The organism is Methanomicrobium sp. W14 (assembly GCF_017875315.1).
In the GTDB taxonomy this organism is placed as follows: domain Archaea; phylum Halobacteriota; class Methanomicrobia; order Methanomicrobiales; family Methanomicrobiaceae; genus Methanomicrobium.
In genome coordinates this window covers 723959-749541 of record NZ_JAGGMM010000001.1, presented here as the reverse complement: position 1 = coordinate 749541, position 25583 = coordinate 723959, and the positions used below count along the sequence as shown (strand labels likewise).

The window sequence follows — 25583 nt, the reverse complement described above, 5'->3', positions numbered from 1 at the left end:
TTAACTCTCCATTTCATTCCGGTTTTCGGGAACAACTCCTTCAACCATTATAACATCAAGACTGGTAACCTGAGCCGGGCAACCGAGTATCTCTGACAGACTCGGTTTTGTCCTGTCGTTATCACCTGATATGAGCTCTTTGATGTAAAGCCCGGCATCCCCGAGAACTGTTATCCGGAAAATACCGTCTTCCATCCCGCTGCACTCTATATCAAGACACTGGCGTTTTCTGATAAGATCTGCTCTTCTGTGGGAAACTCTGTCAGGGGTGCGCTGGTTTATTGTCACTCCTTTCAGGCCGTTAAGAGCGGAATTAATCTCATTTACGGAAAAATCGCCTTCGACTTTTACCAGAATACTGTACTTTTTATGCGCTTTTCCTGATTTAAGGGTTTCCACCTCATGTCTGTCACTTACGTGATCAAACGTTACAGATACCCTGTTTTCTGCGGATTTGTTCACAAGCGCTTCAAGTTCATTTAGCGGGACGCTTCTTTTTCTTGGTTTGACTATTTCAAGAACAAACGGTCTTCCTGTACCAATCATTCTTGCGTCTATATCCTCTCTTCCTGCACCATGAAGTATTGCATCGGAAGCTTCGCATGCTTTGATTATCGGGCGCCCTATAAGCTCCTCAACAGAGTCCTGATACATTTTGCCCGTGAAGTTGCACCTTTCGCAACCTTTACCCTTGCATTCCCTGCAGAACCAGCGTGTCTGTGGTATCCCACGCTCGTACTTCATATATCTGCCGTAGATATAAAGTGAATTGACTTCTACTTCAACTTCTTCCGTTGAAAGGTTGCAGATTATAACAATATCGGGGCGCTTGAAGTCAACCTGGCTTTTGGTAAGGGCACTTACGGCTTTTCCGGTTTCCCTGTTGAATTCAGCTTTCAGGGGTTCGGGATTTGTGAGCGAGAGATCCGTCCAGATCATCTCTTCGCTCTCCGACATAAGCGGAGGGACCCTGCACCCTACAAGGATTGTCTCATGCTCGTATGGCTCTATAGCGGTTTTAATTTTTTCGGCCCAACTCTCTGTTTTGTCGAAGAGGTTGCCGCAAATCCAGCAGGTATCCTCCTCTTTTTCGTAAGGAACGTTTTTTTCCAGTGCAAGGGCTATTCTCATTGCACTGCCTCTTTGCGTGTTCAGAAGTCCGTGCGAGCTTTTCCCGTACATTCTTCCGAGGCAGTGATCGCATATTGGTCCGTATTCAAGGATTTTTTCTGTTACTTCCAGGATATCTTTCATAATCCCCTCCTGTCAAGTTCGTTGAGAATTACTGTAATTGTGTGATCGGCGTGCAGGACTTTGGGACCTGCCGATACTCTGGGAAGGTCTTTTAGCATATCTTCTTCTTCCCCGGTAAAATTATGATTATCCGAAAGAATATACGAGCAGGGTGCATTTTCTGTCTCTCTTATATCACTGCCGTTTTCGTCGAGAACCGAGAATTCATAGTCTTTCAGAAGGCATTTGAGACCTCTTCTTTTGACGTATATCCCTTTTGTTGACTCACGGAATTTTTCCCCGCAAGGTAGGTCTAATGCCTTTTTCAGAAGTGATCCGGTGCTTCTTTCGTCAGGATTGAGATATCTGACCTCGTCGCCCTTAATCAAAATCGTTTTTGGAGGCATTGGCTCTCCAAGAAGGAGAAGGTAGCATTCGACATCATCTCTCAGTGAATGAGACAGAAAAAAGCAGGAGTTTATGCAACTGCACAGGATGTCCATTCTTCCGGCGCCTCCGGGCATGTCATTGAGTGAAAAGTTACCTGCTGTTACGGCGTTATGCCCGATTACAAGAAACCGCTTAATCAATTTTTCATCCCGCCGAATTTCTTGAGCATGCGCTGCATATTGAATTTACCGCCGCCCATTCCTCTGAATCCTTTGAGGGTACGCTGCATTGTCTTGTAATATTTCAGAAGCTCCCTTACTTCCTCAGGCGCCGCTCCTGCGCCGGTTGAAATTCTCTGCACTCTTGAGCCGCTTATAACAGAAGGGTTGTCAAGCTCTTCGTTTGTCATTGAGTCCATTATGACCTTATAGCGCTCCATCTTTTTTCCGGTTACATCAAATGCGTCCTGGGGGATTTCAATTCCACCGAGAGGAAGCATTGACATGACCTGCTTTAGGGGGCCCATTTTTTTGAGTGACTCAAGCTGTTTGTACATGTCCCTGAGGGTGAATTTACCCTTCATCATCGAGTTTACATCCAGTTCCTGGTCACCCATGGCCTCTTCCGCACGTTCCATTAATGCGTGCAGGTCTCCCATTCCGAGAAGACGGGATATGAAGCTGTCAGGATCGAAGCGCTCAAGATCCTCTATTGTCTCTCCGCTTCCTATGAATACAATACCCGAACCTGTTTCAGCGACAGCCGACAGGGCACCGCCTCCCTTTGCGGTCCCGTCCATTTTGGTAATTATTACACCGTCAATACTGATTGCCTCGTGAAACCTTGCCGCCTGTTCACGTGCCTGCTGGCCAAGTGCGGCGTCAATTACAAGCCACCTGTGTGTTGCCTTTGTGAGCCGGTTTAATGCTATTATCTCGTCAATAAGCTCGTCTTCAAGTGCGTGGCGGCCCTGTGTATCAATTAAAAGAACTTCAGAATTTTTGAGTTCTTTAAGGCCGTCCCGGACAATCTTTACGGCGTCCTTTTCACCGGATTTCCCATAGCACGGAACATTTACTTTGTCGCACAGGGTTTTCAACTGGTCATATGCACCCGGTCTGAAGACATCGGCGCAGATGACACCTACACGCAGACCTTTCTTCTGGAAATATCTTGCGAGTTTTCCGGTTGTAGTTGTCTTTCCGCTGCCCTGGAGACCTGCCATAAGGATTGTCTGCGGGCCGAGTGTGATCCCGCACTCATTACCCATCAGGCGCACAAGCTCCTGGTAGACTATCCGGAGGACGTGCTCTCTTACGCTCATCCCCTTGGGAGGTTCTTCGTTTAAAGCCCGCTCTTTGATGGACTTTGAAAGGCCCATTACAAGCTTTACATTTACATCTGACTGTAGGAGTACTCTCTGGAGGTCTTTTACGAGTTCGTCCACTGCAGCTTTGTCGATGACTGTTTTACCGGCAAGCTTTCTCATGGCGTCCTTTAGTCCTGACCCGAGTCTGTCAAGCATCAGACATCAGCTCCAAGAAGTTCATTGACTATAGTTTCCGGTTCAAAGGGTATTACATCATCGTAACCCTGTCCGACCCCGAGAAACATGACAGGTTTTTTGATTGTATGGGTAATTGAGATTGCAGCGCCGCCTTTCGTATCCATATCCGCTTTTGTGAGAACCACAGTATCTGTCCCGACAGTATTGTTGAACTCCTCTGCACGGATAACCGCGTCGTTTCCGGCGACAGCCTCGTCAACGTAGGCAACAATGTCGGGTTTCATAACTCTTTTAATCTTCTCAAGCTGGTTCATCAGGTTTGAGCGGTTGTGAAATCTTCCCGCTGTGTCCGCGAGGACAACGTCAATGTTGTGGGCTTTGGCATAACTTACAGCATCAAAGAGGACTGCTGAAGGGTCGGCTCCCTCCTGGTGGCTGATAACCTTCACGCCTATCCTTTCGGCATGGGTTTTCATCTGCTCGTTGGCGCCTGCCCTGAAAGTGTCACCTGAGCCTATTACCACCGAGTACCCGTTTTTCTTAAGGAAATGGGCAATCTTTGCAACAGTCGTGGTTTTCCCGGCGCCGTTAACTCCGGTAAAAAGGACTTTTACAGGCTTTTCATGTGAATGGATATAGCCGGTCAGCGAGAAACCTTCACCGAGGACATCCAGAAGGGCATTTTTTAATGCATCTGTAACGAAGTCCTCAGAAGAAGTTCTTATTTTTTTCTTCTGTCCTACAAGTTCGTCTTTCATGTGGGAAATGATTTCATCAACTGCATCAAAAGCGACATCATTTTCAAGAAGAATCATTTCAAGCTCTTCCAGAGGCTCCTTTATGTCTTTTTCGGACAGGAGTATTTCTCTTTCAGTAACAAGTACCCGGACTTTTTCTGCAAAAGATGCCTTTTTAGGTTTATTTAAAGTTTCAGGCGATTCGGTTTTTTCATCCGGTATAAACACTTCAGAAGAGGGTTTTGTCTGACTTGAGGGCTCTTTTGTATTCTTTGGGGTTGACCTGATTTCAGGACTCCCCGAAGAATCGCTGTTCTCAATTTTTTCGTCTATCTTTGAGCCGAACTTTTTGGAAACACCCTTGAGTTTATCTTTAAGAGATTTGAACATAACAGATCAGAGCTCATATTCTGCTGCAATTTTTAAGCCTTCATCTGCTTGTATGCAGCATCAAGCTTTTTTGCGATATCGTTTGCTTTTTTTTGCATCTGTGAGATTGATTCTGTTATTTTCTTCTCAAGAGCTTCCATTTCCTTAGCGCGGTCATTGAGGTAGGATGCAGAGTAGTCGCATGTATGCTTGACTACTATGTCAGATCCTATATTGAGAAGGACTTTATCATTTTCGACCGGCTTTACCTTAATCGATGCCCCTCCTCCCAACTGAAGCAGGACAGGGTTTTCGGGATTTTCCTTAATTGTGTTAATTGTGTCAACCGCAGTCAGGGATTCAAGTCTGCGCTGCTCAATCATCTGAAGCTGAGCGGAGTATGCCTCTATCTCCTGTCCAAACTCGTTTAGGTACTGCTGGAGCATCTGTACTTCACGAGGGTCAACCTTTTCCAAGTTACTCACCATCGATAAGTTTGATTCCGTCAATATTTATGTAGTTTCTCTTTAAACGGTGTTTGCTTCCCAGGATCATGTAGATCTTCTCTGAAGCCTGTTTTTCGTTTGGTGCAGTGATAACTTTTTTGAATGGCTGATAGTCATAGCCATTTTTAAAGTTTCCCTGCACTTCAAATTTCTGGTCTGCCATTTTAATAACTCCTTTAATCAAAGCCAAATACTTCTTCTATTCTTCCAAGCTCATATCCGCTTGTAGAAATCCCTGCCATATAGGACCTGCTGTTCGCAATAAGCCCTGTCCCGACGAGGCTGCTTCCCATATTTATAGTTCCTGTACCAACTGGCAGGTCTGTTATGTTTTCAATTTCCCTTATTTCCTGGGCCGTTACACCGGGACTTACGAGTATTCCCCTGTTGGTGGCAACCGCTGCCATTCCAACTGTGGGGATACCTCCGATTGTCATCATAACAACAGGAACATCAAGAAATTTTGAGATTTTCTCTGCGTACTTGTCGGGGAGACGTGGATGGACAACTGCTATGCTGTCATTTGCAAGAATGATGTTTCCTGCAGCGTTCATGGTTCTGCCAAGAAACATGACATTTCCATATTTCTTCAGCAGTTCCGATTCTTCGGTTGTTGCAAGACCGCTTGCAATTATTCCGTTGCTGTTCCCGACAAGAAGTGAGCCTATAATCGAGCTTCCCTGTATTGTAGTCTGGACTACTTCAATACCAAATCTCTCTTCAATGCTTTTGACGTATTCTTCGGGAGCATTAAGCGGAACGAATGCAAAATCCTCGAATACGCGTGTATAAACGCCTATATTTTCGTCGCCAGCGAAGTCGATTGTCTCTTTCATTTCACTCTTCGGCAAGTTCAGCCTGAACCTGACCGTCCTCAAATTTCATTGCACGAACACGGATTTTCCTTGGAGGCTTCTCGCTTCCGCGTTCCCAGACTTTTTCATTGATGCTTGAATCAATTTTTATATCGTCGCTTTTCATGTGTTTCGACAGAAACGCTCTTATTTCTTTCATTGCCTTCGGGCTGCGCTTCCAGCGTGGTGCCTTTTTTACATCACGAAGAGGTATGATATATATTTGTTCTTTTAAAATTTCTGCCATTTAATCACACCTTCAGTTTGCTGCGTCTCCAGTTGCGTCTACACGGATGAGTCACAACGGTGCGTTTTGTTTTTATCATAACCCATGCCGGCACACGGCGGTTCTGCTCGCATGCCTTTGCCAGTCTTATTTTTCTAGCTTTTGTAACTTTACTCATTTCTTTTCACCACGTTTTTGTTCATTGCAGTTTTCTGCCTGTTATAAGTGACTGCTCATGGTGGCTGGGAAATATTTTGTATGGATCGATACCCTTTGCACTGAATGCCGCACGGATTTCACTTTCATAGTCACCGTTTTTTATGTGACCACCGGTTTCGCCGTATTCAACGGTGAAGTACTTTTCGACAAGCCTGTTGACTTCTCTTCTTCCAAATCCGAGCAGAGGCCGCACGAGAGCGCTGTTATACTTCCCTTCAAGTCTCTGAATTTCAGCATAATCCAGCATGGGCACGCGATCATTCAGTCGTGTCCCGTCTCCTATAACATCATACTCCTCACAGAGGCATCTGATGGCGCTTCTATGCACAAGGTTGATGGCGTCATTCGGGTATCCGTTTTCAACCATCATCTCCATCACAATATTAAGCAGTCCTTCTTTGAATACTCTTTTTTTAAGAGGGAAACCGAGAGTTTTCGCGGCATTTTCTACACCAGGAATTCCTTTTTCTTTGTCGAACACAAATGTGTTCAGCTCGATTTCATAATCCCTTGAAAGCATCAGTGCCGCAAGGGAACTGTCTTTTCCTCCGCTGAAGAGCATTCCGGCTTTCATTATCTGCGTGTGATGTTGTATTCTCTTTTTTCCGGTATGAGCTGTCTTAGTATAGCTTTGAGCTGCTCATCGCTGATGCGCCCGTTAATTCGTCCGCTTTGCGAGAGCATTACAAGCTGCTGTTCGACAGCTTTTGCAAATTCAGGTTTGGTTAGCTTAATGGTGTTTAAACGTTCCCGTGCTTCAGGTTCGAGAATCTGCATCAGAGCAAGGTGAATCTGTGCCTCAGCCTGTTTTTGCTTTTGAAGCTCTTCTTCCATAGCCCCGCGTTCCATCTGCTGGCGCTGGAGCTCTGCCATACGCCTTCTGCGAATTTCTGCAAGTTCGTCGTCAACCATTAAAATCAACCTGATTAATATTTGCCTATTCCGGGAATCTTTTCTGCAATGCTGCCTTTAAGTTCGTTGGCAACACCGTCAATAAATTTTCTTCCTTCTGGAGAGACTATGCGCCCTTCAGGGGTATTTTTGATGTATCCTGCTGCTTCAAGCTGCTGGAGAACTTTTCGTGTGACCGAGCCTGAACCCCTTCTGAACTGGTTTGGCTTTGAGCCGCGGTTTTTCTTGCCGCCGTAAAATGTCCTGAGTCTCTGGACTCCTACAGGACCATCTATGTATACCCTGCGCATAACTGATGCAGCGCGTGTATACCACCAGTCTTCTTCTTTAGGTGGCATCTGCTTGTGAACGCCTGTTTTAGCAAACTCTGCCCATTCCGGAGCCTTAATCGTATCGAGCTGCTTGAGCTCGCCAGCCACTTTGGAAATCAAGGCATCCGGCGGGATATCATATACTGTTGTCATTTTTAACCACTCTCAAATTTATGCTAAGCGTCGTAAACAAGATGTCTGCGACGTTTATACATGTTAATCACTGTGTGATGTCCATGATAATTAGCAGTCTCTATATATTGGGCAGATATGCTTTTATATCTTTTGAGATTCTGCCCGTTCAAAAACAGAAATTTGTGATAGCATAAGTGGAATAACCAGAAAAATTCAGTTTTGTTTTCTTCCAAGTAACATGGTCCTTCCACGGGTCTGAATAAGTTTTGTGCCACTTTTTTCTGCTATATCCTCAGGTTTTATGTCAGTATTTCTGAGCCATTTCACTTTTATTGTTTTCCTGCCCTCGACTTGGCGGCGTATTTCTTCTATGGTGCTTTCAGTACAGCCTTTTTTCCCTATCCAGAGAGTTGCCTTAAGGCAGTTCATATCTTTGTTTTTGGATTCTGTGTTTTTCATCTGCACTTTTTCTCCTTTACCGGATATCTGCGGATGTTGCCACATGATTTGCATGTAACTACAACTTTTCCCCTGTTAATTCGTGTTGTCATATTTACTCCAGGAATAAAACAGCTGAAGCATTTCCTGCAGTAACGCCTGTTGTAAGGTTTCGGTATTTTTACACGGTATCTCATTGATATTTTTCTGGCGTGCAGGATGCATTTTTTACTTAACAAAGGGTTATCTTCATAGAATTCGAAAGCGCTTTCAAAAAGGCAGACAATCCTTTCTCTAGCCAGTATCCTTTGTCCGGATTTGTCATTTTTTTTGGCCAAATATAAAACTCCGTTAAAACCAGATAACCTAAACAATTCTCATTTTATTAGGATATTCAGATTTATAATACAGATGGAGAAGGATAAAAAATTACTTTTATTCAAAGTATTTTTACTTTCTTGCCATTTATTTTTATTTTATCACTGCAAAAAAGCCTTACCGCTTCGGGAAGTGCAATATGCTCTTCTTTGAGTATCCTTTCTGCAAGGGTGTCTTCATCATCGTCAAAGTAGACCGGGACGACACGCTGCAGAATTATCGGTCCTGAGTCCATGCCTTCGTCAACAAAGTGGACTGTGCACCCAGCAATTTTGACCCCATAGTCGATGGCCTGTCTCTGGGCATGAAGACCAGTGAAAGAAGGAAGAAGTGCAGGGTGTATGTTTATCATCCGGTCTTTAAACTCTCCAGCTGTTTTTTTGTCAAGAAGGCGCATATAGCCGGCGAGAACAAAGAGATCAGGATTTATCTCCTTCATAGCCTGACAGAGGCTTATGTTGTATTCATCCCGTGATTTAAAAGACCTGTAGTCTATAACTTTTGCCGGAATTCCTGCATTAACTGCTCTTTTTATTGAATATGCATCAGGGTTGTCGGTTATCAGGCATATTATTTCTGCATTGATTGATCCTTCAGTGATTTTATCAATAACGGCCTGAAAGTTGGACCCCCTGCCTGACGCTAAAACTGCAATGCTTTTCATAATATTTTTTTGAAATTTTGATATGAAAATTATTCTTTAATTTTCATCCTCATCAGGAAGAGTTAATCTGATATCGACGATTCTTCTTCCCCTCATTTTCATTACCTGTAGTTTAATTCCGTTTTCAAGGGTTATTACCTCTCCGCGTTTCGGGATATGTCCAAGCCTGTCTATCAGAAGTCCCCCGAGAGTCTCATATGATTCATGAGGCGGGAGGTCTATTTCAAGCTCTTCGTTAATCCTTGTAACCCAGGCACCGGCGTCTATCAGGTATATTCCTGCATCTATTTTCTGGATTTGCGGTTCTTCTTCGTCAAATTCATCAAGAATTTCACCGACAAGCTCCTCCAGAATGTCCTCCATTGTTATGACCCCTGCGTATGTTCCGTATTCATCAACTACTATTGCAAGGTGTGTTTTTTTTATCTGAAGCTCGTTTAAAAGCTCATCAATTTTCTTGCTTTCAGGTACAAATACGGGCTCGTATTTAAGGAGAGGTATTGTTGCATCCTTCTTTTTGTTGAATATTGCAGAAAATACGTCCTTGACATTCAGGACTCCTGTAATGTTGTCTACCTGTTCGTGGTATACGGGAATTCTCGTAAATCCCGTTTCGTTGAATATGTCGATTGCCTCTTCAAGAGAGCTCTGGTCGTTTACCATTTTTACGTCGCCGCGGGGTGTCATGGCCTCCCTTGCAATGGTATCGGTAAATCTGAATACACGATAGAGCATTTCATGTTCTTCCTCTTCAATAGTTCCGCTTTCCTCTCCTACGTCAATCCACTGTTTAATTTCCTCTTCTGTTACAACAGGGTGCGCAAAGTCGGCCTCGATTTTGAAAACCCTTTTTACTCCGTCGTATACCCAGAGAACCGGTGTGAGGATGTACGAGAATATCAGAATATATTTTGAAACAAAAAGCGCCACTTTTTCAGGGTATCTTGCAGAGTAGGTTTTTGGACCGATTTCACCGAAAATCAGCATAAGTACTGTCACTACACCGGTTGCAATACCTATGCCTATATCACCGTATGCATCGATGGCTATTGCTGTTGCAATGGAGGCTGCGGCAATATTGACGATGTTATTGCCTATCAGAATTGTGATGAGCAGGTGATCTACGTTTCCCTTTAAAATTGAGAGAGCTTTTGCCCCTTTTTTGTTTATTTCAAGCAAAGTTCTTACTTTTGCCTGATTAATCGACACCAGTGCGATTTCTGATCCGGAAAAAAAGGCTGACAGCATCAGGCACAGGATGAATAGAAAAAGACCTAAGCTGTATTCTATCATTGTTTCCACGCCGGATATACGGCTGAACTCAATCCTTTATTCATAAATGCAATATCAGATAAATATATGATTTTGGAATAATATAAATTGGATCGTCTTTTTACTGAATTTCATTTTTTTCTGCTAATTTTTCTGTTATTTACTGGTTTTTATTCTCCGAATATATATTTCAAAAATTTTATTTCTTTTGATATTATTTTTATCTTCTCATAACTGCCCAGATTCCCTTTGAAATTCAGGTCTTCTATCTCCAGAGTGAGGTGTCCGTCATACCCAAAGTCTTTGAGATACTTTAGTATTTTTTCAATTCTTTTGTCTTTGTGCGGGAGTATGTGTGTCATTGATTCATCAGCGCCGCTTACGTGGACATTCTGTATTCTGTCGTGAAGTAAGTCTATGTACTGTAGTGCATCCTTTTCTGATGCACGGACTGCATGAGCTGTATCAAGCGTAAAATACAGCCACGGTTCTTTTTTAAGGAGTTCATATGCAAAATCAGGTGTAGATAAAATCGAATTGATTTTTGGTTCCATGTTCTCTATTGCAATCTTTGTGCGGCAGCCGGAAAATGACTTTTCAATTCTTCCAAGGTACCTGTAGAGTCTTTCTATATCCATCTCTCCCGGAGTCCTTTTCGCTGTTCTTCTTCCGGGATGAACTGTAATCACATGCGCGTTTACCTCTTCCGCAATTTTTATTGCGTTTAGTGTGGTTTTTACTGAAATTTCAGAGATCCCTGGATTTATTGAGCAGGGATTAAGATCCAGAACGGGAGAGTGAACGGTTATCGGCAGAAGTGACGGATGTTTTTCCTGGATTTCATTTAGTTTTTCGACAGGAAGTCCGTTAATCCAGAAATCAGGTGTTTCAAACCAGAATTCTATCGATGAGCAACCTGCCTCTGAAACAAAGTCAAATATTTTCTCTATCGTGTACTCGTGAAAAAACATACTTGAAACGGAGTACTTTGGCATATCTGAAACGTGCATCCTGAATTTATTAAAATGTTTTTTAAAAGCCGTATTGGGGGAATTTTTGAATCGACTATAGTTCTTTTTATTCAGTTCGCCTGACAGATCTGTTTCAGGCAGGAGATCAGATTTTATGTATCGTCGTTTTTTGCCGGAGGTATATATTTGTATATATTTCCGACTCATCATGTTTTTAGTTTCAGCGGTACATAAATAATTTTAGCATGGACTGGTTCGGAACTGGTGAGGATAATGGCAAAGACCCTGTAAAATCGGTTTACGAAGTGTCTTCCCGGATAAGCAGGCTTCTTGACGATGAATCCCTCAAGGGAATATGGGTTGAAGGGGAGATAACCAATTTTCACCGGCATGTTTCTGGTCACTTTTATTTTTCCGTTGCAGAGGAAAGAAATTCAAAGACTTACGTTTTGAATTGTGCAATGTGGAGAAGTTCTGCAAGGGAGATTTCGTATATCCCGAGAAACGGAGACAGGGTAAAAATATACGGGTCTGTTGAGGTTTATGAACCTCACGGGAAGTATCAGTTTATAGCCCGCGATATGGTTGTATGCGGGGAAGGAGACAAACATATTCTTCTTCAGAAATGGAAAGAAGAGTTTTTGACACTTGGAATTTTTGATGAGTCCAGAAAAAAGCCTCTTCCAAAGTATCCGGAAAAGATAGGTGTTGTCACGGCTTTGGGGGGTGCGGCAAGAAGGGATATTGAAAACGTAATCTCAAGACGGTACCCTGTTGAAATAGTTTTATCCCCCGCTGCAGTTCAGGGTGATAATGCCCATACAGAGATCGCAGAAGCCATCAGAAGAATAGACGGAATGGTTGACGTCATTATAGTCGGGAGAGGCGGGGGAAGCTTTGAAGATCTTTTTGAATTTAATCACCCTGATGTTGTGGTGGCCGTCTATGAATGCAGGACACCTGTTGTAAGTGCAGTCGGTCATGAAATAGATTTTACACTGTGTGATTTTGCAGCCGACGTTCGTGCCCCGACACCTTCTGCTGCTGCTGAAATTGTCGTTCCTGATATGAGTGAGTTGCTCAGGGAGCTTACCCAATACAGGCATTCTCTTTTAAAGGGACTTGAAGAAAAAATTGAAAAGGAAAACCAGAATCTTGAAAATTGCCGGCTTCATCTCCATCCCCGCAGGCTTTCAAAGCTCATCAATACTGAGTACGAAAGGCTGGATGATCTGCACAGCCGCATTTTAAAATGCATTGATCATCGCGTTGGAAAAGAAGATTATGAATTAAAGGTTTTAAGAAAAAATCTTGAACTGTTAAACCCTTTTTCTCCACTTGATAAAGGGTTCTGCATGTTGAGGTCAGGTGAAACTTTAATAAAATCAGCATCCGAACTGAAAGAAGGACAGCATGTGTCAATGGTAATGAAGGATGGTTCTGCAAAGGCAGAGATACTGGAGGTATGCAATGAAAAAGAGCTATGAGGATCAGATTGATGAGTTGAAGGAGATTATATCCAGAATAGAAAACGGGGACGCCGGACTTGATGAGAGTCTGGCACTATATGAACGCGGAATCGCTATTATTCAAAGCTGTCAAAAAATTCTCGAAGAGGCGGAATTGAAGGTGACTGAGCTTCAGGGTTAAGGGTAAGTTCCATAATAACAGTCATATCTTCTTCATTTTTCAGTAAATCAATTATTTCCCTTGGGATCTGCACTGCAGCGCTATCTGAGTAAATCCCTATAGTCCTGTTGCATACATAGCTGCTGCGTCGCCACACGAGGTCTGTCGGGTGGCTGAGTGTCATTTTTGATGAACCATATGATGTGAATGAATATTTCAGGTCTCCTGCAATAAGTGTAGTTTTAAGTACAGACCTGTCATCTGAAAGAATACTTTTGAAATTTTCACTAAGGTCAGCTGCACCTTTGTCGGCGCAGATTCCTATTATGCATGTACCGTTAACGCTAAGATTGTCATCTTTGGTTATTTCGAAAGTAGATTTATGTTCCGCCCTTACATTAACATGCCCTTTGCATCTGATAATTTCTGTTTCTTTTAGGGGCGGTCTGTTTTCTGTTGACATATTCATTATCCGTTCGTATAGAAATGTTATACTTTGAAAGAATATATCTCATTATATTACCCATAAGGTACCTAATGGATACTGAATTTTTTTGTCCTGTTTGCAATGGAGAGTATGAGCATGTCATATTGAAGGAATCTGATGACCTTCTTGTGCAGTGCAAAAATTGCGGCAGCGTTTATCATATGGAAAAGGTGAAAGAGCCTGAGGAGATTAAGGTTAAGGCTATTATCAGCAGTGAAAAAGAGTCGAATCCAGGTTTTGTTGAACTTGATGATGATGAAATGGTATCTGTTGGTGATTTGCTTGTTGCAGAGGCGGACGATAATACTTTTGGCGTTGAAGTGACATCTGTTGAAATTGACGACAAGAGGGTCAGAAGCGCCACAGCCTGCGATATTGATACGCTGTGGACAAGAAGTATCGATAATGTTATCGTTAAGGTTTCGTATCATGACGGCAGGAAAACCATTCCTTTGTACCTTAAATGCAACGGTGAGGACGATATAGTAATAGGCGAAGTTTATGAGATCGGGAAATTCAGGTTCAAAGTGACCCATATGAAGCTGAGAAACGGTGCAATGATGAGAAAAGAGGGATGGAAAGCCTATGCGCGCAAAATCAAGCGTGTTTATGGAATAAAGTCAAACTGGTCATAAAAATAATTTAACAAAATAGTCTCTTTTTTATGTTTTTTAGTTTTATGCATTCTGAAGATAATCCTGGTAAATGACGTTACCGAACGGAAAAAATTTAGATAACAAATTAAAAAATCTTTAATATCTCTTAAAATACGGTTTAAGGTGTGTTTTCAGGAATTATTCCTGATAATCTGCCTTAATTTATTTTAATGTTTTTTATTGGATTTCAGAGATTTCAATATCTGCTACAGCGTAACCATATCTGAATACAAGACTGTTATTGGTTTTGTTGACGATTACAGCAGGTCTCTGAATAGCCTCTGATGTGTTTGTTGTCGAGTTGCCTTTTGGATAAAATTCAAGTGGAACAAGCATTCCAACCTCCGCGTTGTCAAATGCATCAGAGTCATTGTGCAATGCATTGTATACAATGGAGGACATTTTAAATGTCAGGTTGTTAGCGAAATCCAAATTAATCTGTTTTACATCTCCGTCATGCATTCCTACAATATTTTGGCTTATCGCATTGAGTTCAAGGTCCAGAAGTTCAAATTTTTCCTTCCCGTCAGGGTAAACATATGCATCAACCCCTGTATAATTTTCAGTCTGAACAGCTCCTGCTTTAAGCTTAAGAGGATTGCTTAATGCAACTGAATAGCCACTCTTGTATGCATTCTGGACCACTGACTGTGATGATGAGATAATTGGTGCACCTTTTTCATAGCTTAACGTATAATCAACAATCGCATATTCTCCTTCGTCGATTTTGTTGAATATCGAAAAAAAAGAATATGTCAGTGAAAAGCCTAAAACACACAGTAACAGAATAGCCACTATGAATATTTTAGAAAACGTCTTTTGCCAGTCGTTGTTCTTCTTTTTCCCCTGTTTTTTCATCTATACATATTTCTCTTTGGATCAGATAAATAAATGTCTTATTTATTTTTGAGGGGTTTTGTTGTCATCAAATAACATATTATATACTATGAATGTTTACTTATAGTTAGGCACATTAAAGTGGCCTGATAGAAAGAGATGAGTAAGCGCTATGATTAGAAGAAGTATATACCCGATTCATTCACTGTGGAATGAGGTGGATGAACTTATGGCAGAGATGGAGGACAGATTTGCACAGACACTCGGAGGATATAACAATAAGTTTTCACAGCGTATACTTCCTGCAATAACCGGGGAGTGCCGTGTTGACGTTATCGACAATAAAGGCGAGGAAGTGGTTGTAGCAGACCTTCCGGGTGTTGAAAAGGAGAATATAAAACTAAAACTTATGGACCCGAAAACACTTGAAATATCATGTGACAGAAACAAGGAAACCGAGGAAGAGGACAAAGATACCGGATATTATATGCGTGAAAGGTCCTATGGAACGATGAAAAGAATAGTCTCTCTTCCGTCAGACGTATCGGAAGCAGGTTCCAGTGCAAGCTTTAAGAACGGAGTTCTGGAGATACACCTGAAAAAGACGGAGCCTGCAGCTATAAGTGAAATATCAATAGAATGAAATTTCACACAACTAAACCTTTTTTAATAAAAGAATAGGCCTTCTTTTATTCTCTACTCTATAAACTGAAAAATTACCGAGTCATTCATATTGTTAAAGATCAATTATTCATAAGCAATGGATAAAAAAAAGGTCAAAAACTATATGACATCCGATGTGGTTACAATTGATGTCCACGGTACTGCCAGGGATGTTATTGAGGCAATAAGAAAAACCAGACATGATGGTTTTCCTGTTGTTGACGGCAGGAAAGTGGTGGGATATATTGCAGCCAGGGATCTTCTTTTTGTTTATCCATCAACGCCAATAGAAAGGGCTATGTCAAGGCACCTTATCGTAGCCGATGCTGATATGGATGTAAATGATGCAGCCAGGGTAATCTTCAGATCGGGGATACAAAAGCTTCCTGTAGTCGACGAAGAGGGAAATCTTATCGGTATAATATCCAATGCAGATGTAATAAGATCACAGATTGAGCATGTCTCACCTGAAAAAGTTTTCAAGTTCATTGAAACACTGAAAATGCTTCATGACATCAATCCAAGGATGAGCAGGGAGGTTGTACCAGTAGACAAACTCCTGCCCACGCAGTCCAAAATATATGAAGATGAACTTGAAGGAAGGATTTACGAGATAAAAAAAGGTCTGGCAGAACCTATTATTGTTGTGAGAAAACCAGGAAAGTTAATACTTGTGGACGGACATCACAGGGCTGTTGCAGCAAAAAGGCTCGGAATAAAGGATCTTGACGCTTATGTTATAGAAATTGATGAAGATATTGAAATTGGCCTTGAAAAGACTGCACATGAAATGAACTTAAAAACGCTTGACGATATTCGTGTTCTAGATTATGCAAGACATCCCCTTATGGCGATAACGCACCGGCTTGTACGGCACGACTAAAAAATAATGAAAAGTTCAGGAACCCGAGTATGATGTATCAAATTTTTCATTCAATAAATACTCTTTTACGACCTGTCCTTCTTCTATAACGACTTCAGGCCAGATTCTTGTGCCAGAATGCACTATCACCCTGTTTTTCAGTTCAGTTCTCGGGCCGATAACCGTGTCATTTTCGATACTGCATAAAACACCGGTCTTTGCATCATCGTCTATTATACTGCCTGAGATAGTTGTCTGGGAGCCTATATCCACGTGGTTGTATATTGACGACGAGAATATTTTGGAATCATGGGCAATCCTGCAGTGCTCGCCTATGCTTGTATAAGGACCGATAAGAACGTTTTCACCGATGCAAGTCCCTGACCCTATCGATACCGGGCCTATGATTCTTGAGTTCTCACCGATTATGACTGAATCTCCGAGTTGCACAGGACCAAGGACATGGGCGCCTTTAATTGTCACGTTTCCTTTGATATTTGTATAATGCATATCCTGAAGTTTCCAGTGTTCGGCTTGTCTTAATGACTGCGGGCTTCCCACATCCGTCCAGTTTCCCCTGGCAAGCCAGCCCTTTATGATTATCCCTTTCTGCATCATAAGGGGAAATAAATCCTTTGCAAAATCGAATTTCTTTGCTTCAGGGATATAATTAAAAATTTCAGGGTCACAGACATATATTCCTGTACTTGCAAGATTTGAGAAGATCTCTCCGGGAGATGGCTTTTCGCGAAATCTTTTAAGATGATAGTTTACGTCAATTTCAGCGATACCATAGTCGCAGGGCTCGTCTATGCTTATTAAACCGATTGAAACAATGCTTTCTCCTTTTATGTGCTCTCTGTAGAATGAGAGAAGATCAACGTCTGTTACGTGATCCCCTCCGACAACAAGAAAAGGTGACCCTTTCAGGTATTTTTCGGCATTTTTTACGCTTCCGGCTGTACCTAATTTTTTGTCTTCCCTGACATATGTTATATTTACACCGAATAAAGAGCCGTCTCCAAGCGCCTTTTGTATCTCGTCTCCCTTGTATCCTATTGTCACTATGATATCGCTGAATCCGAGATTTGACAGATGGGATACCAGGTGCTGTATGGATGGAGTGTTTACAATTGGTATGCATGGTTTTGGACGTTCAAATGTAAGCGGGCGAAGTCTTGTCCCTTCGCCGCCGCACATAATACAAACCTTCATTTAATCAGTTTTAGTCTGTATTCTCTAATAAGGCAGTCGATCGCCTGTTGCTGAACATTGATTAATATCTTAAGTTAAAAAGTATTTAATATGGCCAAATTTGTTTGTACTCTCTGTGGAAGGTGCTGTATGGGAATGGGAAGATACGTAAAGGTGACGGGGCAGATTGGGCAGGGCAGGTATGCTGCTGTACACCAGATTTCAGGTGAAGTGTTCTATCCGGTTATCGATAAGCGTTACAGGGATGAATTTCACGTGCCGAATCGCGAAAAAGATGGATGGTGCCCATTCCTTTTCCATGACCCGGAGTCGGGTCATTATCTTTGTGCTGTTTATGATACGGCACCAAAGTTCTGCAAAGACTTCAAGTGTTGCATATGCAGAATATACAATAATTTATCTGGTGATTTTGCAGGATCAGTTAAAGGGAAGACATCACTTGAGTCTTCTGATGAACATCTTAAAAAAATATGGGAGAATGAAGTCACAGGTATAAATCCCGACAATACGTCAGAATGGCGCAAAAACCTTGAACTGATACTGAATAAAAACGGTTATAGGGTGGAATTTTATGACTGAAAAAAAACTCAGGACTTTGCCGGTAGAAAAACAGAGTGTCCAGTGCCTGCCCTCCAAAAGTGAAGATATTGAAAAGTGCCGTTTCTGCGTGCATTCTGTTTATTTTATTGAAAACGGTAAAGAGATAAAGTCTCCGGCGCGTGCGTACTGCACTATGAGCCGGTCTACGGAGAGTGTCAATCTCAAAAAAGTTGAAGAGGTTGTCTGTGATGATGACAGAAAAGAGGGTTTTAGGAGCATTATGAATATAATCAGCTGAAAAATAGATTCATTTATTGTTAATTCTCAAAATACTGAAGTATTTTGTCAAAATTAACATGTTTTTCAAAATATTCCGAAAGCATGTCATATGATTCGTCCGGATTTTCGTCATTAATTCCGTTAAAGGGAAGATTTTTTTTGGAATAAAGATATTTTAGGAGGGCATCCGAAAAGTTTACGTTTTTAAACAGCCCGTGCATGTATGTTCCTATGACAAGACCGTCTTCCGATACAGCACCGTCTCCGCTGAAGGCTTCTTCTGTGCCGTTCAGAATTGTTCTTCCCATATGAATTTCGTAGCCTTCAGTTTCGCCGACTGATGATAGTATTGGCCCGACAGCATTTGCTTTTCTTTTTACCTGAACAGTTGTTTTGCTGTAGCTGTCAAATACCGTTTCTATGTTCAGGAGACCAAAACCGTCAAGAACTTTTTTTTCTCCCGATTCAAAACCTTCGTCCCTGATTTTTTTTCCAAGCATCTGGTAGCCTCCACATACACCTATTACCGGGACTTTTCTCATACGTGCTTTTTTCAGTTCTTCCCCGAAACCGGATTTTTGCAGCTCTTCAAAGTCTTCAACTGTGTTCTTTGTTCCGGGAATTATTATGCAGTCATATTTTTCGAGACTTTTGTGGGGTTCTGTATACTCAACTGATGCGAATTTCTCGAGAATTTCAAAATCACTGAAATTGGATATTCTTGGAAGCCTTACAATGGCAATTTTTACAGGGGAGTCTGATGCTGTCTTATCATTTATTGAAAGGGAGTCTTCGCTTGGGATTGGAATGTCAATGTATGGAAGAACCCCTAATACAGAAAGTCCTGTTTTTTCTTCTATAATTCTGATACCATCTTTGAAAAGGTCCTTGTCTCCCCTGAATTTGTTGATTATAAATCCGACTACATTTTTTCTTACGTCTTTCGGAAGAAGGTCATAAGTCCCTATGATTTGGGCGAATATTCCTCCTCTTTCGATGTCACCGACAATTATTATTGGAATATTGATTCTTTCTGCAAGGAGAATATTTGCAATGTCCCTGTCGTATAAATTTACCTCGGCGGCACTTCCTGCCCCCTCGACAACCACGTTTTTGTATTTTTTCCTTAATTTTTCGTAGGCTTCTGCTGCTATATCAAGTAAGCACGGTGTTTCCTTGTAGTAATCGCCGATACAGACATCTTTGTATGGTTTTCCGAGAAGCACTATCTGTGAGGTCTTGTCCCCCTTTGGCTTAAGAAGAATCGGGTTCATCTCGGCCTGAGGCTCTGTCATTGCGGCAAATGCCTGCATGGCCTGGGCAATGCCTATTTCAGCTCCGTCTTTTGTCACATACGAATTCAGGCTCATATTTTGTGATTTGAATGGAGCAACACTTATATTGCGTTTTGACATGCTTCGGCAGACTGCTGCCGTAATTGTGCTTTTTCCTGCATGGGAAGATGTCCCGAGAATCATAAGTGACATGTTACAATATAAATTTGAGCTAAGACTAAATAAACTGAGTATTCATACAGTGTATTCACCGGATTTTTATAGCTGGCAGACAATGATCTGATGAAATTCTGGTTTTTAGTTATATTTTAAAGGTGTTTTGGTGAAAAATAAAAAACAATTTATAATGGCAGTACATGTATGCGGGAATCCTGTTGCTTTTATACAGATATAATGGTTCAATATTGCGCGTTCCTGAAAAAAACCACAAATTAAATTTTTATTAATATGTTATGCAATGTCTGATATAAGCATTATTGCCAGGAACGTGTAATCTGCATGCTAACAAATATATAACCATACTTGAAAGGTACATGGTAATGACTGGTGGTATTTGTCCAAAATGCGGACTGCCAAAAGAATTGTGTATTTGCGAAGAAGTAGCAAAGGAACAACAACAGATTAGCGTTAAGATCAACAGAAGGCGTTACGGCAAAGAAGTTACGGTTATTGAAGGCCTTGATCCATATGACATAGATTTGGATGACCTTCAGAAATTCCTGAAAGGAAAACTGGCCTGCGGCGGTACTATAAAAGGCAATTCAATAGAACTGCAGGGTAACCACCGTGAGAGAGTAAAAAAGCTTCTGATGGATAAAGGGTATAAACTTGACAATATCAGTTAATTAATTCAGATGAAACATCTCTGATATTATATCCCTATATTTTGAGATTGTATTTTTTTTAAACGGGTTTCTTTTAGTTTTATTCAGATAAAGAATCTGAATGCCACCCATGCAGTTGCAAGCATGATTAATGAATATTTCAGTCCTGCTGCTGCCCTTCCTTCACCCATCTGTCCTGCCACAAGGCCCGAAAAAAATCCCTGTATCATTGAGGCATGAGTGAAGATTCTTTTGTATAAGTCCATGTCAATTGAGCCTCCAAATGTTCCTGCCGATGCAACTTCTGTCCCCGATGATGCAACCGCAGCGCCTGCATCCGCCATAGTGCTCAAAAATGTTCCAGCCATAATGGCGATTACAAACATAAAAACGAGGAATGATACAATTACTATTACAACATAGATCATCATATTGTTTCTTCTCTCGGCGGCAAGGTTCACAAATTCGTAGGAGTCATTTGCAGCTGCCTTTAAAACCTCGCTGACATTTCCTCCTGCAAGGCTTGCTTTTGCTATCAGGTCAACACTTCTTTTTGCAAGGGGTGTTCCGAGCCTTTCACCGAAGCGGAAGATTGCATCTATAAAGGGGATGTTCCATGAGATTTCATTGTTCATTTTTTTAACATAAGGTGTCAGGCTTCCGTAATCGCCATTCGAGACTGTACTTATTGCATTAGGAAGTGTCATCCCGCTTTCGTTCATGCCGGCTACATCCCTGAAAAAGTTTGGAAGAGCGGTTTCAATATTTCTCCTCCTTGAGGCCTCTTTTGTATCAAGTATAGCGTATGGTAAAAGGGCTATTATAATCGAAAAGAAGATAATGTCATCTATGAAAGTAGAGGTTATAAGTGAACGCAGCCCGTACTGGACCGTTGAGTCTATAAAACCTGCAAAAAAAACAATAAGTGCTACAGGGACCGAAACTATCAGTATGTTCTCCGGTTTTTCAGTTAAAACCTGAAGAGGATGACTGAATATCCTGTTAAATCCTTCACTGGATTTTTTTCTTTCTTCTATCTTTTCAAGAATAATCTCCTGCTCTTTGTCATTTTCAGAGGTCTCTTTTTCCGTGGTCTTTTTTTTCTTCATAAAATCCATTTTTCAGACCTCCGGGGTCATTGCATCTATAAGTATCACGAACATAATGCTTCCGAGAGGAATAATTCCGTATATTACCACATACAAAAAGACCGGGCTTGACGATCCGCTTATTGATGACATAATCGACTGAAGTATTATCAAAAACAGTGTGCCTGCTACAAGTGCTGTCACGTATGACTCGGAAATAAGACCGAGTGTCTCAAGAAATGTCTTCTGCTCCAGTCTGTTTTCTCTTGTGTACTGTTCGGATTTGTTTCTGAAATACTCCGTCAGGTTGCCGCCGCTTGAAATGCTTGCAACAGCGCCCTGTAAAAAATCTCTCATTCTGCTACTGGGAGTGTATTGTCCGGCAGTTCTGAGCGCTTCAAGGAGATCTTTTCCAAAAATGTCTACATCTCTTGTGATGTACCTTGCTTCAACGGCGCTTTCACCGTAAATTTCACTTTCACCCAGAAGTCTAAATACTTCGGCGGGTGTAATTCCTGCCGTAGACATGGCTGTGATATAATTTATTGCATATGGAAGCGTTGCATCAATGTTCCTTTTTCTGTCTCCGGAAAGTATGCCCGGGTAGATTAGAAATATCGCGAATGTCATTCCTCCTATAATGATAAGAGATAAAATAACCACTGCAACGGTCCCAATTATCAGGCTGTACCTGTTTAGTTCAAAGAATATGTCAGGAAGGTTACCCCTGTAAACTATTCTTTCCGGGATTCTCAGTAGATATGTGATAATTCCTGCAAATACCGATGCAGTAATTCCGGCAAGAAATGAACTTACATATGCTGTTGAAAGGTATGCCTCAAACGAAGTCCTCATTCTTGCTCTCAGCATGTCATTTCTTAAAGAGGCATATTCGTCTCTTTTTTTCTTCATCCTCTCGCCGAATACGTTGAAGCAAAAACGCTCGTAACTATTCATAAAGCTCTTCCCTTACCAGTTTTACCACGGCCTCCGGGTCACGGTAATATGACATGAGGACTTTTCCTACGTCTTTGTAGTTTCTCAGTTTTTTCAGTCGCATCCACTCAAGTATCTCCTGGCGTCTTTTCAGCTCCTCGACCATACGTGCTTCGTCCCATCCCCTTGTCTCCATGATATCCTCTAAAATGTATGATTTTCCGGAGTACCTGATTTCATCAATTGACTGGTGCCACCTGAAAACCTCATTTGTGATAAGCTCCCGTGTCCTCGGGTCTATGTCAAGAATTTCAATAAGCTGCTTGTTTCTTCTTATTCTCTGTCCGCCTATTCTCGCCTGGACCTGCACGCTCATAAGATCAAGTGAACTGAGCATATTTCTCGGAACATTTAATGGCGGGTTTTCTATACGGTGGACTGCACTTGCAACTGAGTCCGCATGCATTGTTGCGTACGTGACATGGCCTGTGCTCATCGCCTGAAACAAAGTCTGCGCCTCGGCACCCCTTACCTCACCTACGAGAATATATTCAGGTCTCTGCCGAAGTGCCGCCTTTAAAAGTTCGTACATATCTATAGAGCCTTTTCCTTCTTTGTCAAAGGACTCTCTCGTGACGCTGGGTATCCAGTTCTGATGGGGAAGCTTAAGTTCACGTGTATCCTCAAGCGTGACTATCTTTGCAAGCGGCGGAATAAAAAGTGATATTGCATTAAGGGATGTTGTCTTTCCAGAGGCTGTGCCCCCTGCAAATATACAGGACTTCCCTGCCTCTACTGCAAGCCAGATATAAGCAATTGAAAGGGGGGAGAATGTCCCCCACTCCGTAAGATCAGTTGGTGTAATCGGTTCATCCTTAAACTTTCGTATAGTAAACGTTGAACCGTGAGCCGTGACTTCTTTTCCAAGGGTCATCTGTATACGTGAACCGTCGGACATAGTGGCGTCAAGCATGGGCTCTGCGATTGAGATGTATTTCCCGGCTTTTTGTGCAAGTTTTGTAACGAATGAGTCCAGAACAGCTTCTTTCTTGTATATCAGGTTTGTCTGAAGAGATTCATAATTTGAGTGGAATACAAAAATCGGCGTATTCAGGCCGTCGCATGAAATATCCTCTATGTATTTGTCATGCATTACAGGGTCGATAAGTCCGTCCCCGAGAAACTCCTTGTTCAGCTGGTATATTATACGGGCTCTTTCCTCTGGATTTAGTTTTAATCCGTAATCACTGATGATTTCATTTATGGAATCTTTTAGTATTTCTGACGCCCTTTCCTTTGTTAAATCTTTCGTGTTCACGTCAAGAGTTTCAAAGAGGCGCTGTTCTATTTCGTGTAGAAGTTTTGACTCGGCGTCATTTAATTTGGGTTCTATTACATTGTACAGGTATTCGTTTGTATTTTTGTCAAAAACGATTCTTACGTATGCGTACGGTTCGTTGACAGGGTATAATTCAACCTCTTTTAGCCCGCCTGAACCATCAAATGAAAGGTCAACCAAAGGTCCGTGTATTGATGGGTTGTATTCAAATTTGCTATTTTTTTCAGTTTTTTTCCTGCTGAAAAATCCTGTGTTCTCTTTATTTTTTGTCTCCGAAAGATCAATTCCATTTAATTTTTCAAGGTCTATGGGGGGAAAATATTCAGAATATATTTTATCAATTTTTGATATTGTTTTGTTGTGCTCATCAGGTTCAATTTCTTTTTTAATGGATTTTACCTTAAAATCCTCTATTTTAAAAGTGGCGCCTTCAGGCAGAATCAGACCTGAAAAACTCTCATTTATTTCGTTAACTGATTTCAGCCCGGCTTTTTTCTCATCATTTTCTGAATCGTTTTCAGACCATATGGTTTTTTTGGCAGAGTATGCTGTTTTTTTCTCCTGATTGTCTTTTTCTTCCTCTGTTGTTGTTTTGTCTTCAGCCGGTTCTGGCTGTGACCAGATAGTTTTATTTGGAGTATATTTTTTTACGGGTTTTTCCGTGCATTCTTCACTCGCTTTTTTTATACCCCGGGGTTTTCCTGCAGGAGTCTGATCAGGTTCAGTATCATGTGTTCCCTGTTTAATATCCGGTTCTGATATCTCTTTTTTGTTATCTTCATTCAGACTTCTATTTTCACCAGAATTTTCTTTCTTTTCGTTTGTTTTTGCTGAAATATCCGGTTTTTCTTCTGCTATGATTCCATCTGAGTCATTTGCAGAATCATTTGGTATATTTTTCTGAAAAACAGTGTCTTTGTTTTCAGGGCCTGTCTCAACGGTCCTATTTCCAGTACCGACCGCTGGCACCTGTTCTTCTGAATGCAGTTTTCTGACATCAATACCTGCCGTAATCTGGGCAGAACCTTCAGGTTTTGGTTCCTTTTTCTCTCCTGAAGTTTCGGCAATGTCAGTCATATCAGACTTTGCAATATTTTCGGCATTTTGAAGCCTTTTTACTATTTTATTTATGTACTCACTGTTTTTGATGCCACCGGGACTGTTCTTACTGTCGTCGTCACTTTTATTATCCTTTTTTTCAGATAATTCTTCAAAAGACACTTTTTTTCCTTTTTCATCCTGAACCTCTTCAAAAAAGTCGTTAATCTCCGGCTGAGTGAAAGATTCGGTTTTGGCTGCGCTTATATTATTATTCTGGATGTTATTGTCAGGTAGATTGTTATTATTTACTTCACCTTTGAACAAATTGGGTTCAAAAGGATTTTCTTCACGGGTTTTGTCTTCATTGGTTTTATTTTCAGGGATCTCAGATTCTGGAATATTTATATCGGGAATATCTGGTTCTTTTTCAGCCGGCTTTTTCTCTGTATTCCCAATATTTCCAGTTTCATTATCCAAAAATCCGGTATCTATGGCATTTTTCTGTGAATTTATTTTCTTATTCTCTAAAAAATCAAATCCTTCTCTTTCTGATTTGATCTTTTTCAAAAGTTCAGACAGGTCTTCCTCTGCTTTGTACCTGCCCCTGTCCATGGAAAATATCTGTTTTATGTCTTCACTGTCTTTGATATTCAGGTTGCTGTCTGGGAAAATTTCGTTTGAAGAATGGCCTTTTTCTGTTTCTTTTTTTTCTTTTCTTAAAAATTCTGACAGACCTTTCCTTTTTTGTTTATCTTTTCCGGTCATTTCTT

The 25583-nt window shown here is 41.4% G+C and carries 32 protein-coding genes; 8 read left to right on the top strand and 24 right to left on the bottom strand.

The window, feature by feature from the left end:
- From J2128_RS03985 to J2128_RS03905, 17 genes are all read right to left on the bottom strand, one after another.
- Entirely contained in the window at positions 1-1254 is a 1254-nt protein-coding gene (locus J2128_RS03985) for a tRNA pseudouridine(54/55) synthase Pus10 (protein WP_209689808.1), read from the bottom strand.
- Positions 1251-1820: a tRNA (pseudouridine(54)-N(1))-methyltransferase TrmY gene (gene trmY, locus J2128_RS03980; protein WP_209690203.1), complete on the bottom strand. Its 570-nt coding sequence runs from the start codon at positions 1818-1820 to the stop codon at positions 1251-1253. The genes J2128_RS03985 and trmY overlap by 4 nt, the downstream gene beginning before the upstream one ends.
- Entirely contained in the window at positions 1820-3148 is a 1329-nt protein-coding gene (locus J2128_RS03975; protein ID WP_209689807.1) for a signal recognition particle protein Srp54, read from the bottom strand. The genes trmY and J2128_RS03975 overlap by 1 nt, the downstream gene beginning before the upstream one ends.
- Complete coding sequence (gene ftsY / locus J2128_RS03970; protein WP_209689806.1) at positions 3148-4257, bottom strand: signal recognition particle-docking protein FtsY; 1110 nt, start codon at positions 4255-4257, stop codon at positions 3148-3150. The genes J2128_RS03975 and ftsY overlap by 1 nt, the downstream gene beginning before the upstream one ends.
- Positions 4258-4289: 32 nt before the next feature.
- Positions 4290-4724: a prefoldin subunit alpha gene (pfdA, locus tag J2128_RS03965; RefSeq protein WP_209689805.1), complete on the bottom strand. Its 435-nt coding sequence runs from the start codon at positions 4722-4724 to the stop codon at positions 4290-4292.
- Positions 4714-4905 (bottom strand): 50S ribosomal protein L18Ae, encoded by a 192-nt coding sequence (rpl18a, locus tag J2128_RS03960; protein ID WP_209689804.1) that lies wholly within the window; start codon positions 4903-4905, stop codon positions 4714-4716. Before rpl18a ends, pfdA begins: the two co-directional genes overlap by 11 nt.
- A 13-nt stretch (positions 4906-4918) precedes the next feature.
- Positions 4919-5578: a translation initiation factor IF-6 gene (locus J2128_RS03955; RefSeq protein ID WP_209690202.1), complete on the bottom strand. Its 660-nt coding sequence runs from the start codon at positions 5576-5578 to the stop codon at positions 4919-4921.
- Between the two features lies 1 nt (position 5579).
- On the bottom strand, positions 5580-5843 hold the full coding sequence (locus J2128_RS03950; protein WP_209689803.1) for a 50S ribosomal protein L31e: 264 nt from the start codon (positions 5841-5843) through the stop codon (positions 5580-5582).
- Between the two features lie 4 nt (positions 5844-5847).
- Positions 5848-6000, bottom strand: a complete 153-nt coding sequence (locus J2128_RS03945) for a 50S ribosomal protein L39e (RefSeq protein ID WP_209689802.1) — start codon at positions 5998-6000, stop codon at positions 5848-5850.
- 21 nt (positions 6001-6021) lie between these two features.
- Positions 6022-6615, bottom strand: coding sequence for an alpha hydrolase (locus tag J2128_RS03940; RefSeq protein ID WP_209689801.1), 594 nt, complete (start codon positions 6613-6615; stop codon positions 6022-6024).
- Positions 6615-6953 (bottom strand): DNA-binding protein, encoded by a 339-nt coding sequence (locus tag J2128_RS03935; protein ID WP_209689800.1) that lies wholly within the window; start codon positions 6951-6953, stop codon positions 6615-6617. Before J2128_RS03935 ends, J2128_RS03940 begins: the two co-directional genes overlap by 1 nt.
- 14 nt (positions 6954-6967) lie before the next feature.
- Positions 6968-7417, bottom strand: coding sequence for a 30S ribosomal protein S19e (locus J2128_RS03930; protein ID WP_209689799.1), 450 nt, complete (start codon positions 7415-7417; stop codon positions 6968-6970).
- Between the two features lie 195 nt (positions 7418-7612).
- Positions 7613-7858, bottom strand: a complete 246-nt coding sequence (locus J2128_RS03925) for a YhbY family RNA-binding protein (protein ID WP_245323300.1) — start codon at positions 7856-7858, stop codon at positions 7613-7615.
- Positions 7855-8175 carry a ribonuclease P protein component 4 gene (locus J2128_RS03920; protein WP_209689798.1) on the bottom strand — a complete coding sequence of 107 codons (321 nt, stop codon included), beginning with the start codon at positions 8173-8175 and terminating at the stop codon, positions 7855-7857. Before J2128_RS03920 ends, J2128_RS03925 begins: the two co-directional genes overlap by 4 nt.
- 101 nt (positions 8176-8276) lie before the next feature.
- The gene (purN, locus tag J2128_RS03915; RefSeq protein WP_209689797.1) at positions 8277-8879 is read right to left on the bottom strand and encodes a phosphoribosylglycinamide formyltransferase; all 603 of its coding nucleotides are present in this window, start codon (positions 8877-8879) and stop codon (positions 8277-8279) included.
- Between the two features lie 36 nt (positions 8880-8915).
- The gene (locus J2128_RS03910) at positions 8916-10172 is read right to left on the bottom strand and encodes a hemolysin family protein (protein WP_209689796.1); all 1257 of its coding nucleotides are present in this window, start codon (positions 10170-10172) and stop codon (positions 8916-8918) included.
- Positions 10173-10321: 149 nt separating this feature from the next.
- Positions 10322-11146, bottom strand: coding sequence for a sugar phosphate isomerase/epimerase (locus J2128_RS03905; RefSeq protein ID WP_209689795.1), 825 nt, complete (start codon positions 11144-11146; stop codon positions 10322-10324).
- Positions 11147-11367: 221 nt separating this feature from the next.
- On the opposite strand from J2128_RS03905, the gene xseA reads away from it, so the two are divergent.
- The gene (xseA, locus tag J2128_RS03900; RefSeq protein ID WP_209689794.1) at positions 11368-12609 is read left to right on the top strand and encodes an exodeoxyribonuclease VII large subunit; all 1242 of its coding nucleotides are present in this window, start codon (positions 11368-11370) and stop codon (positions 12607-12609) included.
- Positions 12557-12772 (top strand): exodeoxyribonuclease VII small subunit, encoded by a 216-nt coding sequence (xseB, locus tag J2128_RS03895; RefSeq protein WP_348632358.1) that lies wholly within the window; start codon positions 12557-12559, stop codon positions 12770-12772. The genes xseA and xseB overlap by 53 nt, the downstream gene beginning before the upstream one ends.
- On the opposite strand, the gene J2128_RS03890 is transcribed toward xseB, so the two are convergent.
- Complete coding sequence (locus J2128_RS03890) at positions 12708-13214, bottom strand: DUF371 domain-containing protein (protein WP_209689792.1); 507 nt, start codon at positions 13212-13214, stop codon at positions 12708-12710. The genes xseB and J2128_RS03890 overlap by 65 nt on opposite strands.
- Before the next feature lie 74 nt (positions 13215-13288).
- On the opposite strand from J2128_RS03890, the gene J2128_RS03885 reads away from it, so the two are divergent.
- On the top strand, positions 13289-13873 hold the full coding sequence (locus tag J2128_RS03885; RefSeq protein ID WP_209689791.1) for an HVO_0476 family zinc finger protein: 585 nt from the start codon (positions 13289-13291) through the stop codon (positions 13871-13873).
- A gap of 198 nt (positions 13874-14071) precedes the next feature.
- On the opposite strand, the gene J2128_RS03880 is transcribed toward J2128_RS03885, so the two are convergent.
- Entirely contained in the window at positions 14072-14752 is a 681-nt protein-coding gene (locus J2128_RS03880) for a hypothetical protein (protein ID WP_209689790.1), read from the bottom strand.
- A 151-nt stretch (positions 14753-14903) separates the two neighbouring features.
- Here J2128_RS03880 and J2128_RS03875 point away from each other — a divergent pair, with 151 nt between their 5' ends.
- Both J2128_RS03875 and J2128_RS03870 read left to right on the top strand, forming a co-directional pair.
- Positions 14904-15374, top strand: coding sequence for an Hsp20/alpha crystallin family protein (locus J2128_RS03875; protein ID WP_209689789.1), 471 nt, complete (start codon positions 14904-14906; stop codon positions 15372-15374).
- 117 nt (positions 15375-15491) lie between these two features.
- The gene (locus J2128_RS03870) at positions 15492-16277 is read left to right on the top strand and encodes a CBS domain-containing protein (protein ID WP_209689788.1); all 786 of its coding nucleotides are present in this window, start codon (positions 15492-15494) and stop codon (positions 16275-16277) included.
- Between the two features lie 15 nt (positions 16278-16292).
- Here the strand turns inward: J2128_RS03870 and J2128_RS03865 are convergent, their stop codons facing one another.
- Positions 16293-17456 carry an NDP-sugar synthase gene (locus tag J2128_RS03865; protein ID WP_245323298.1) on the bottom strand — a complete coding sequence of 388 codons (1164 nt, stop codon included), beginning with the start codon at positions 17454-17456 and terminating at the stop codon, positions 16293-16295.
- A gap of 144 nt (positions 17457-17600) precedes the next feature.
- Between J2128_RS03865 and J2128_RS03860 the strand changes: the two genes are divergently transcribed.
- Together J2128_RS03860 and J2128_RS03855 are read left to right on the top strand one after the other, a co-directional pair.
- Entirely contained in the window at positions 17601-18050 is a 450-nt protein-coding gene (locus tag J2128_RS03860; RefSeq protein WP_209689786.1) for a hypothetical protein, read from the top strand.
- Complete coding sequence (locus J2128_RS03855) at positions 18043-18309, top strand: hypothetical protein (RefSeq protein ID WP_209689785.1); 267 nt, start codon at positions 18043-18045, stop codon at positions 18307-18309. Before J2128_RS03860 ends, J2128_RS03855 begins: the two co-directional genes overlap by 8 nt.
- A 19-nt stretch (positions 18310-18328) precedes the next feature.
- On the opposite strand, the gene J2128_RS03850 is transcribed toward J2128_RS03855, so the two are convergent.
- Positions 18329-19777 (bottom strand): cobyric acid synthase, encoded by a 1449-nt coding sequence (locus J2128_RS03850; RefSeq protein WP_209689784.1) that lies wholly within the window; start codon positions 19775-19777, stop codon positions 18329-18331.
- Between the two features lie 347 nt (positions 19778-20124).
- On the opposite strand from J2128_RS03850, the gene yciH reads away from it, so the two are divergent.
- Positions 20125-20430, top strand: coding sequence for a stress response translation initiation inhibitor YciH (gene yciH / locus J2128_RS03845; protein ID WP_209689783.1), 306 nt, complete (start codon positions 20125-20127; stop codon positions 20428-20430).
- Positions 20431-20513: 83 nt separating this feature from the next.
- Here the strand turns inward: yciH and J2128_RS03840 are convergent, their stop codons facing one another.
- Genes J2128_RS03840 through J2128_RS12955 form a run of 3 tightly spaced genes read right to left on the bottom strand, consistent with a single transcriptional unit; the run spans position 20514 to position 25578 of the window.
- Positions 20514-21527, bottom strand: coding sequence for a type II secretion system F family protein (locus tag J2128_RS03840; RefSeq protein ID WP_245323296.1), 1014 nt, complete (start codon positions 21525-21527; stop codon positions 20514-20516).
- Positions 21528-21530: 3 nt separating this feature from the next.
- Positions 21531-22454, bottom strand: a complete 924-nt coding sequence (locus tag J2128_RS03835; protein ID WP_209689782.1) for a type II secretion system F family protein — start codon at positions 22452-22454, stop codon at positions 21531-21533.
- On the bottom strand, positions 22447-25578 hold the full coding sequence (locus J2128_RS12955) for a type II/IV secretion system ATPase subunit (protein ID WP_348632357.1): 3132 nt from the start codon (positions 25576-25578) through the stop codon (positions 22447-22449). Before J2128_RS12955 ends, J2128_RS03835 begins: the two co-directional genes overlap by 8 nt.
- Positions 25579-25583 lie beyond the last annotated feature (5 nt).

Excerpts from the sequence above, each read along its gene's own strand:
- J2128_RS03840 (WP_245323296.1), bottom strand. The coding sequence starts at position 21,527 with ATGGATTTTATGAAGAAAAAAAAGACCACGGAAAAAGAGACCTCTGAA.
- purN (WP_209689797.1), bottom strand. The coding sequence starts at position 8,879 with ATGAAAAGCATTGCAGTTTTAGCGTCAGGCAGGGGGTCCAACTTTCAG.
- J2128_RS03950 (WP_209689803.1), bottom strand. The coding sequence starts at position 5,843 with ATGGCAGAAATTTTAAAAGAACAAATATATATCATACCTCTTCGTGAT.
- J2128_RS03875 (WP_209689789.1), top strand. The coding sequence starts at position 14,904 with ATGATTAGAAGAAGTATATACCCGATTCATTCACTGTGGAATGAGGTG.
- J2128_RS03935 (WP_209689800.1), bottom strand. The coding sequence starts at position 6,953 with ATGGTTGACGACGAACTTGCAGAAATTCGCAGAAGGCGTATGGCAGAG.
- J2128_RS03835 (WP_209689782.1), bottom strand. The coding sequence starts at position 22,454 with ATGAATAGTTACGAGCGTTTTTGCTTCAACGTATTCGGCGAGAGGATG.
- J2128_RS03870 (WP_209689788.1), top strand. The coding sequence starts at position 15,492 with ATGGATAAAAAAAAGGTCAAAAACTATATGACATCCGATGTGGTTACA.
- J2128_RS03940 (WP_209689801.1), bottom strand. The coding sequence starts at position 6,615 with ATGAAAGCCGGAATGCTCTTCAGCGGAGGAAAAGACAGTTCCCTTGCG.
- J2128_RS03945 (WP_209689802.1), bottom strand. The coding sequence starts at position 6,000 with ATGAGTAAAGTTACAAAAGCTAGAAAAATAAGACTGGCAAAGGCATGC.
- J2128_RS03890 (WP_209689792.1), bottom strand. The coding sequence starts at position 13,214 with ATGTCAACAGAAAACAGACCGCCCCTAAAAGAAACAGAAATTATCAGA.
- J2128_RS03930 (WP_209689799.1), bottom strand. The coding sequence starts at position 7,417 with ATGACAACAGTATATGATATCCCGCCGGATGCCTTGATTTCCAAAGTG.
- J2128_RS03910 (WP_209689796.1), bottom strand. The coding sequence starts at position 10,172 with ATGATAGAATACAGCTTAGGTCTTTTTCTATTCATCCTGTGCCTGATG.
- xseA (WP_209689794.1), top strand. The coding sequence starts at position 11,368 with ATGGACTGGTTCGGAACTGGTGAGGATAATGGCAAAGACCCTGTAAAA.
- J2128_RS03855 (WP_209689785.1), top strand. The coding sequence starts at position 18,043 with ATGACTGAAAAAAAACTCAGGACTTTGCCGGTAGAAAAACAGAGTGTC.
- ftsY (WP_209689806.1), bottom strand. The coding sequence starts at position 4,257 with ATGTTCAAATCTCTTAAAGATAAACTCAAGGGTGTTTCCAAAAAGTTC.
- yciH (WP_209689783.1), top strand. The coding sequence starts at position 20,125 with ATGACTGGTGGTATTTGTCCAAAATGCGGACTGCCAAAAGAATTGTGT.
- J2128_RS03860 (WP_209689786.1), top strand. The coding sequence starts at position 17,601 with ATGGGAATGGGAAGATACGTAAAGGTGACGGGGCAGATTGGGCAGGGC.
- J2128_RS03925 (WP_245323300.1), bottom strand. The coding sequence starts at position 7,858 with ATGAAAAACACAGAATCCAAAAACAAAGATATGAACTGCCTTAAGGCA.
- J2128_RS03985 (WP_209689808.1), bottom strand. The coding sequence starts at position 1,254 with ATGAAAGATATCCTGGAAGTAACAGAAAAAATCCTTGAATACGGACCA.
- J2128_RS03955 (WP_209690202.1), bottom strand. The coding sequence starts at position 5,578 with ATGAAAGAGACAATCGACTTCGCTGGCGACGAAAATATAGGCGTTTAT.
- J2128_RS03850 (WP_209689784.1), bottom strand. The coding sequence starts at position 19,777 with ATGTCACTTATGATTCTCGGGACATCTTCCCATGCAGGAAAAAGCACA.
- J2128_RS03905 (WP_209689795.1), bottom strand. The coding sequence starts at position 11,146 with ATGCCAAAGTACTCCGTTTCAAGTATGTTTTTTCACGAGTACACGATA.
- xseB (WP_348632358.1), top strand. The coding sequence starts at position 12,557 with ATGGTTCTGCAAAGGCAGAGATACTGGAGGTATGCAATGAAAAAGAGC.
- J2128_RS12955 (WP_348632357.1), bottom strand. The coding sequence starts at position 25,578 with ATGACCGGAAAAGATAAACAAAAAAGGAAAGGTCTGTCAGAATTTTTA.
- rpl18a (WP_209689804.1), bottom strand. The coding sequence starts at position 4,905 with ATGGCAGACCAGAAATTTGAAGTGCAGGGAAACTTTAAAAATGGCTAT.
- J2128_RS03885 (WP_209689791.1), top strand. The coding sequence starts at position 13,289 with ATGGATACTGAATTTTTTTGTCCTGTTTGCAATGGAGAGTATGAGCAT.
- J2128_RS03975 (WP_209689807.1), bottom strand. The coding sequence starts at position 3,148 with ATGCTTGACAGACTCGGGTCAGGACTAAAGGACGCCATGAGAAAGCTT.
- J2128_RS03865 (WP_245323298.1), bottom strand. The coding sequence starts at position 17,456 with ATGTGCGGCGGCGAAGGGACAAGACTTCGCCCGCTTACATTTGAACGT.
- pfdA (WP_209689805.1), bottom strand. The coding sequence starts at position 4,724 with ATGGTGAGTAACTTGGAAAAGGTTGACCCTCGTGAAGTACAGATGCTC.
- J2128_RS03880 (WP_209689790.1), bottom strand. The coding sequence starts at position 14,752 with ATGAAAAAACAGGGGAAAAAGAAGAACAACGACTGGCAAAAGACGTTT.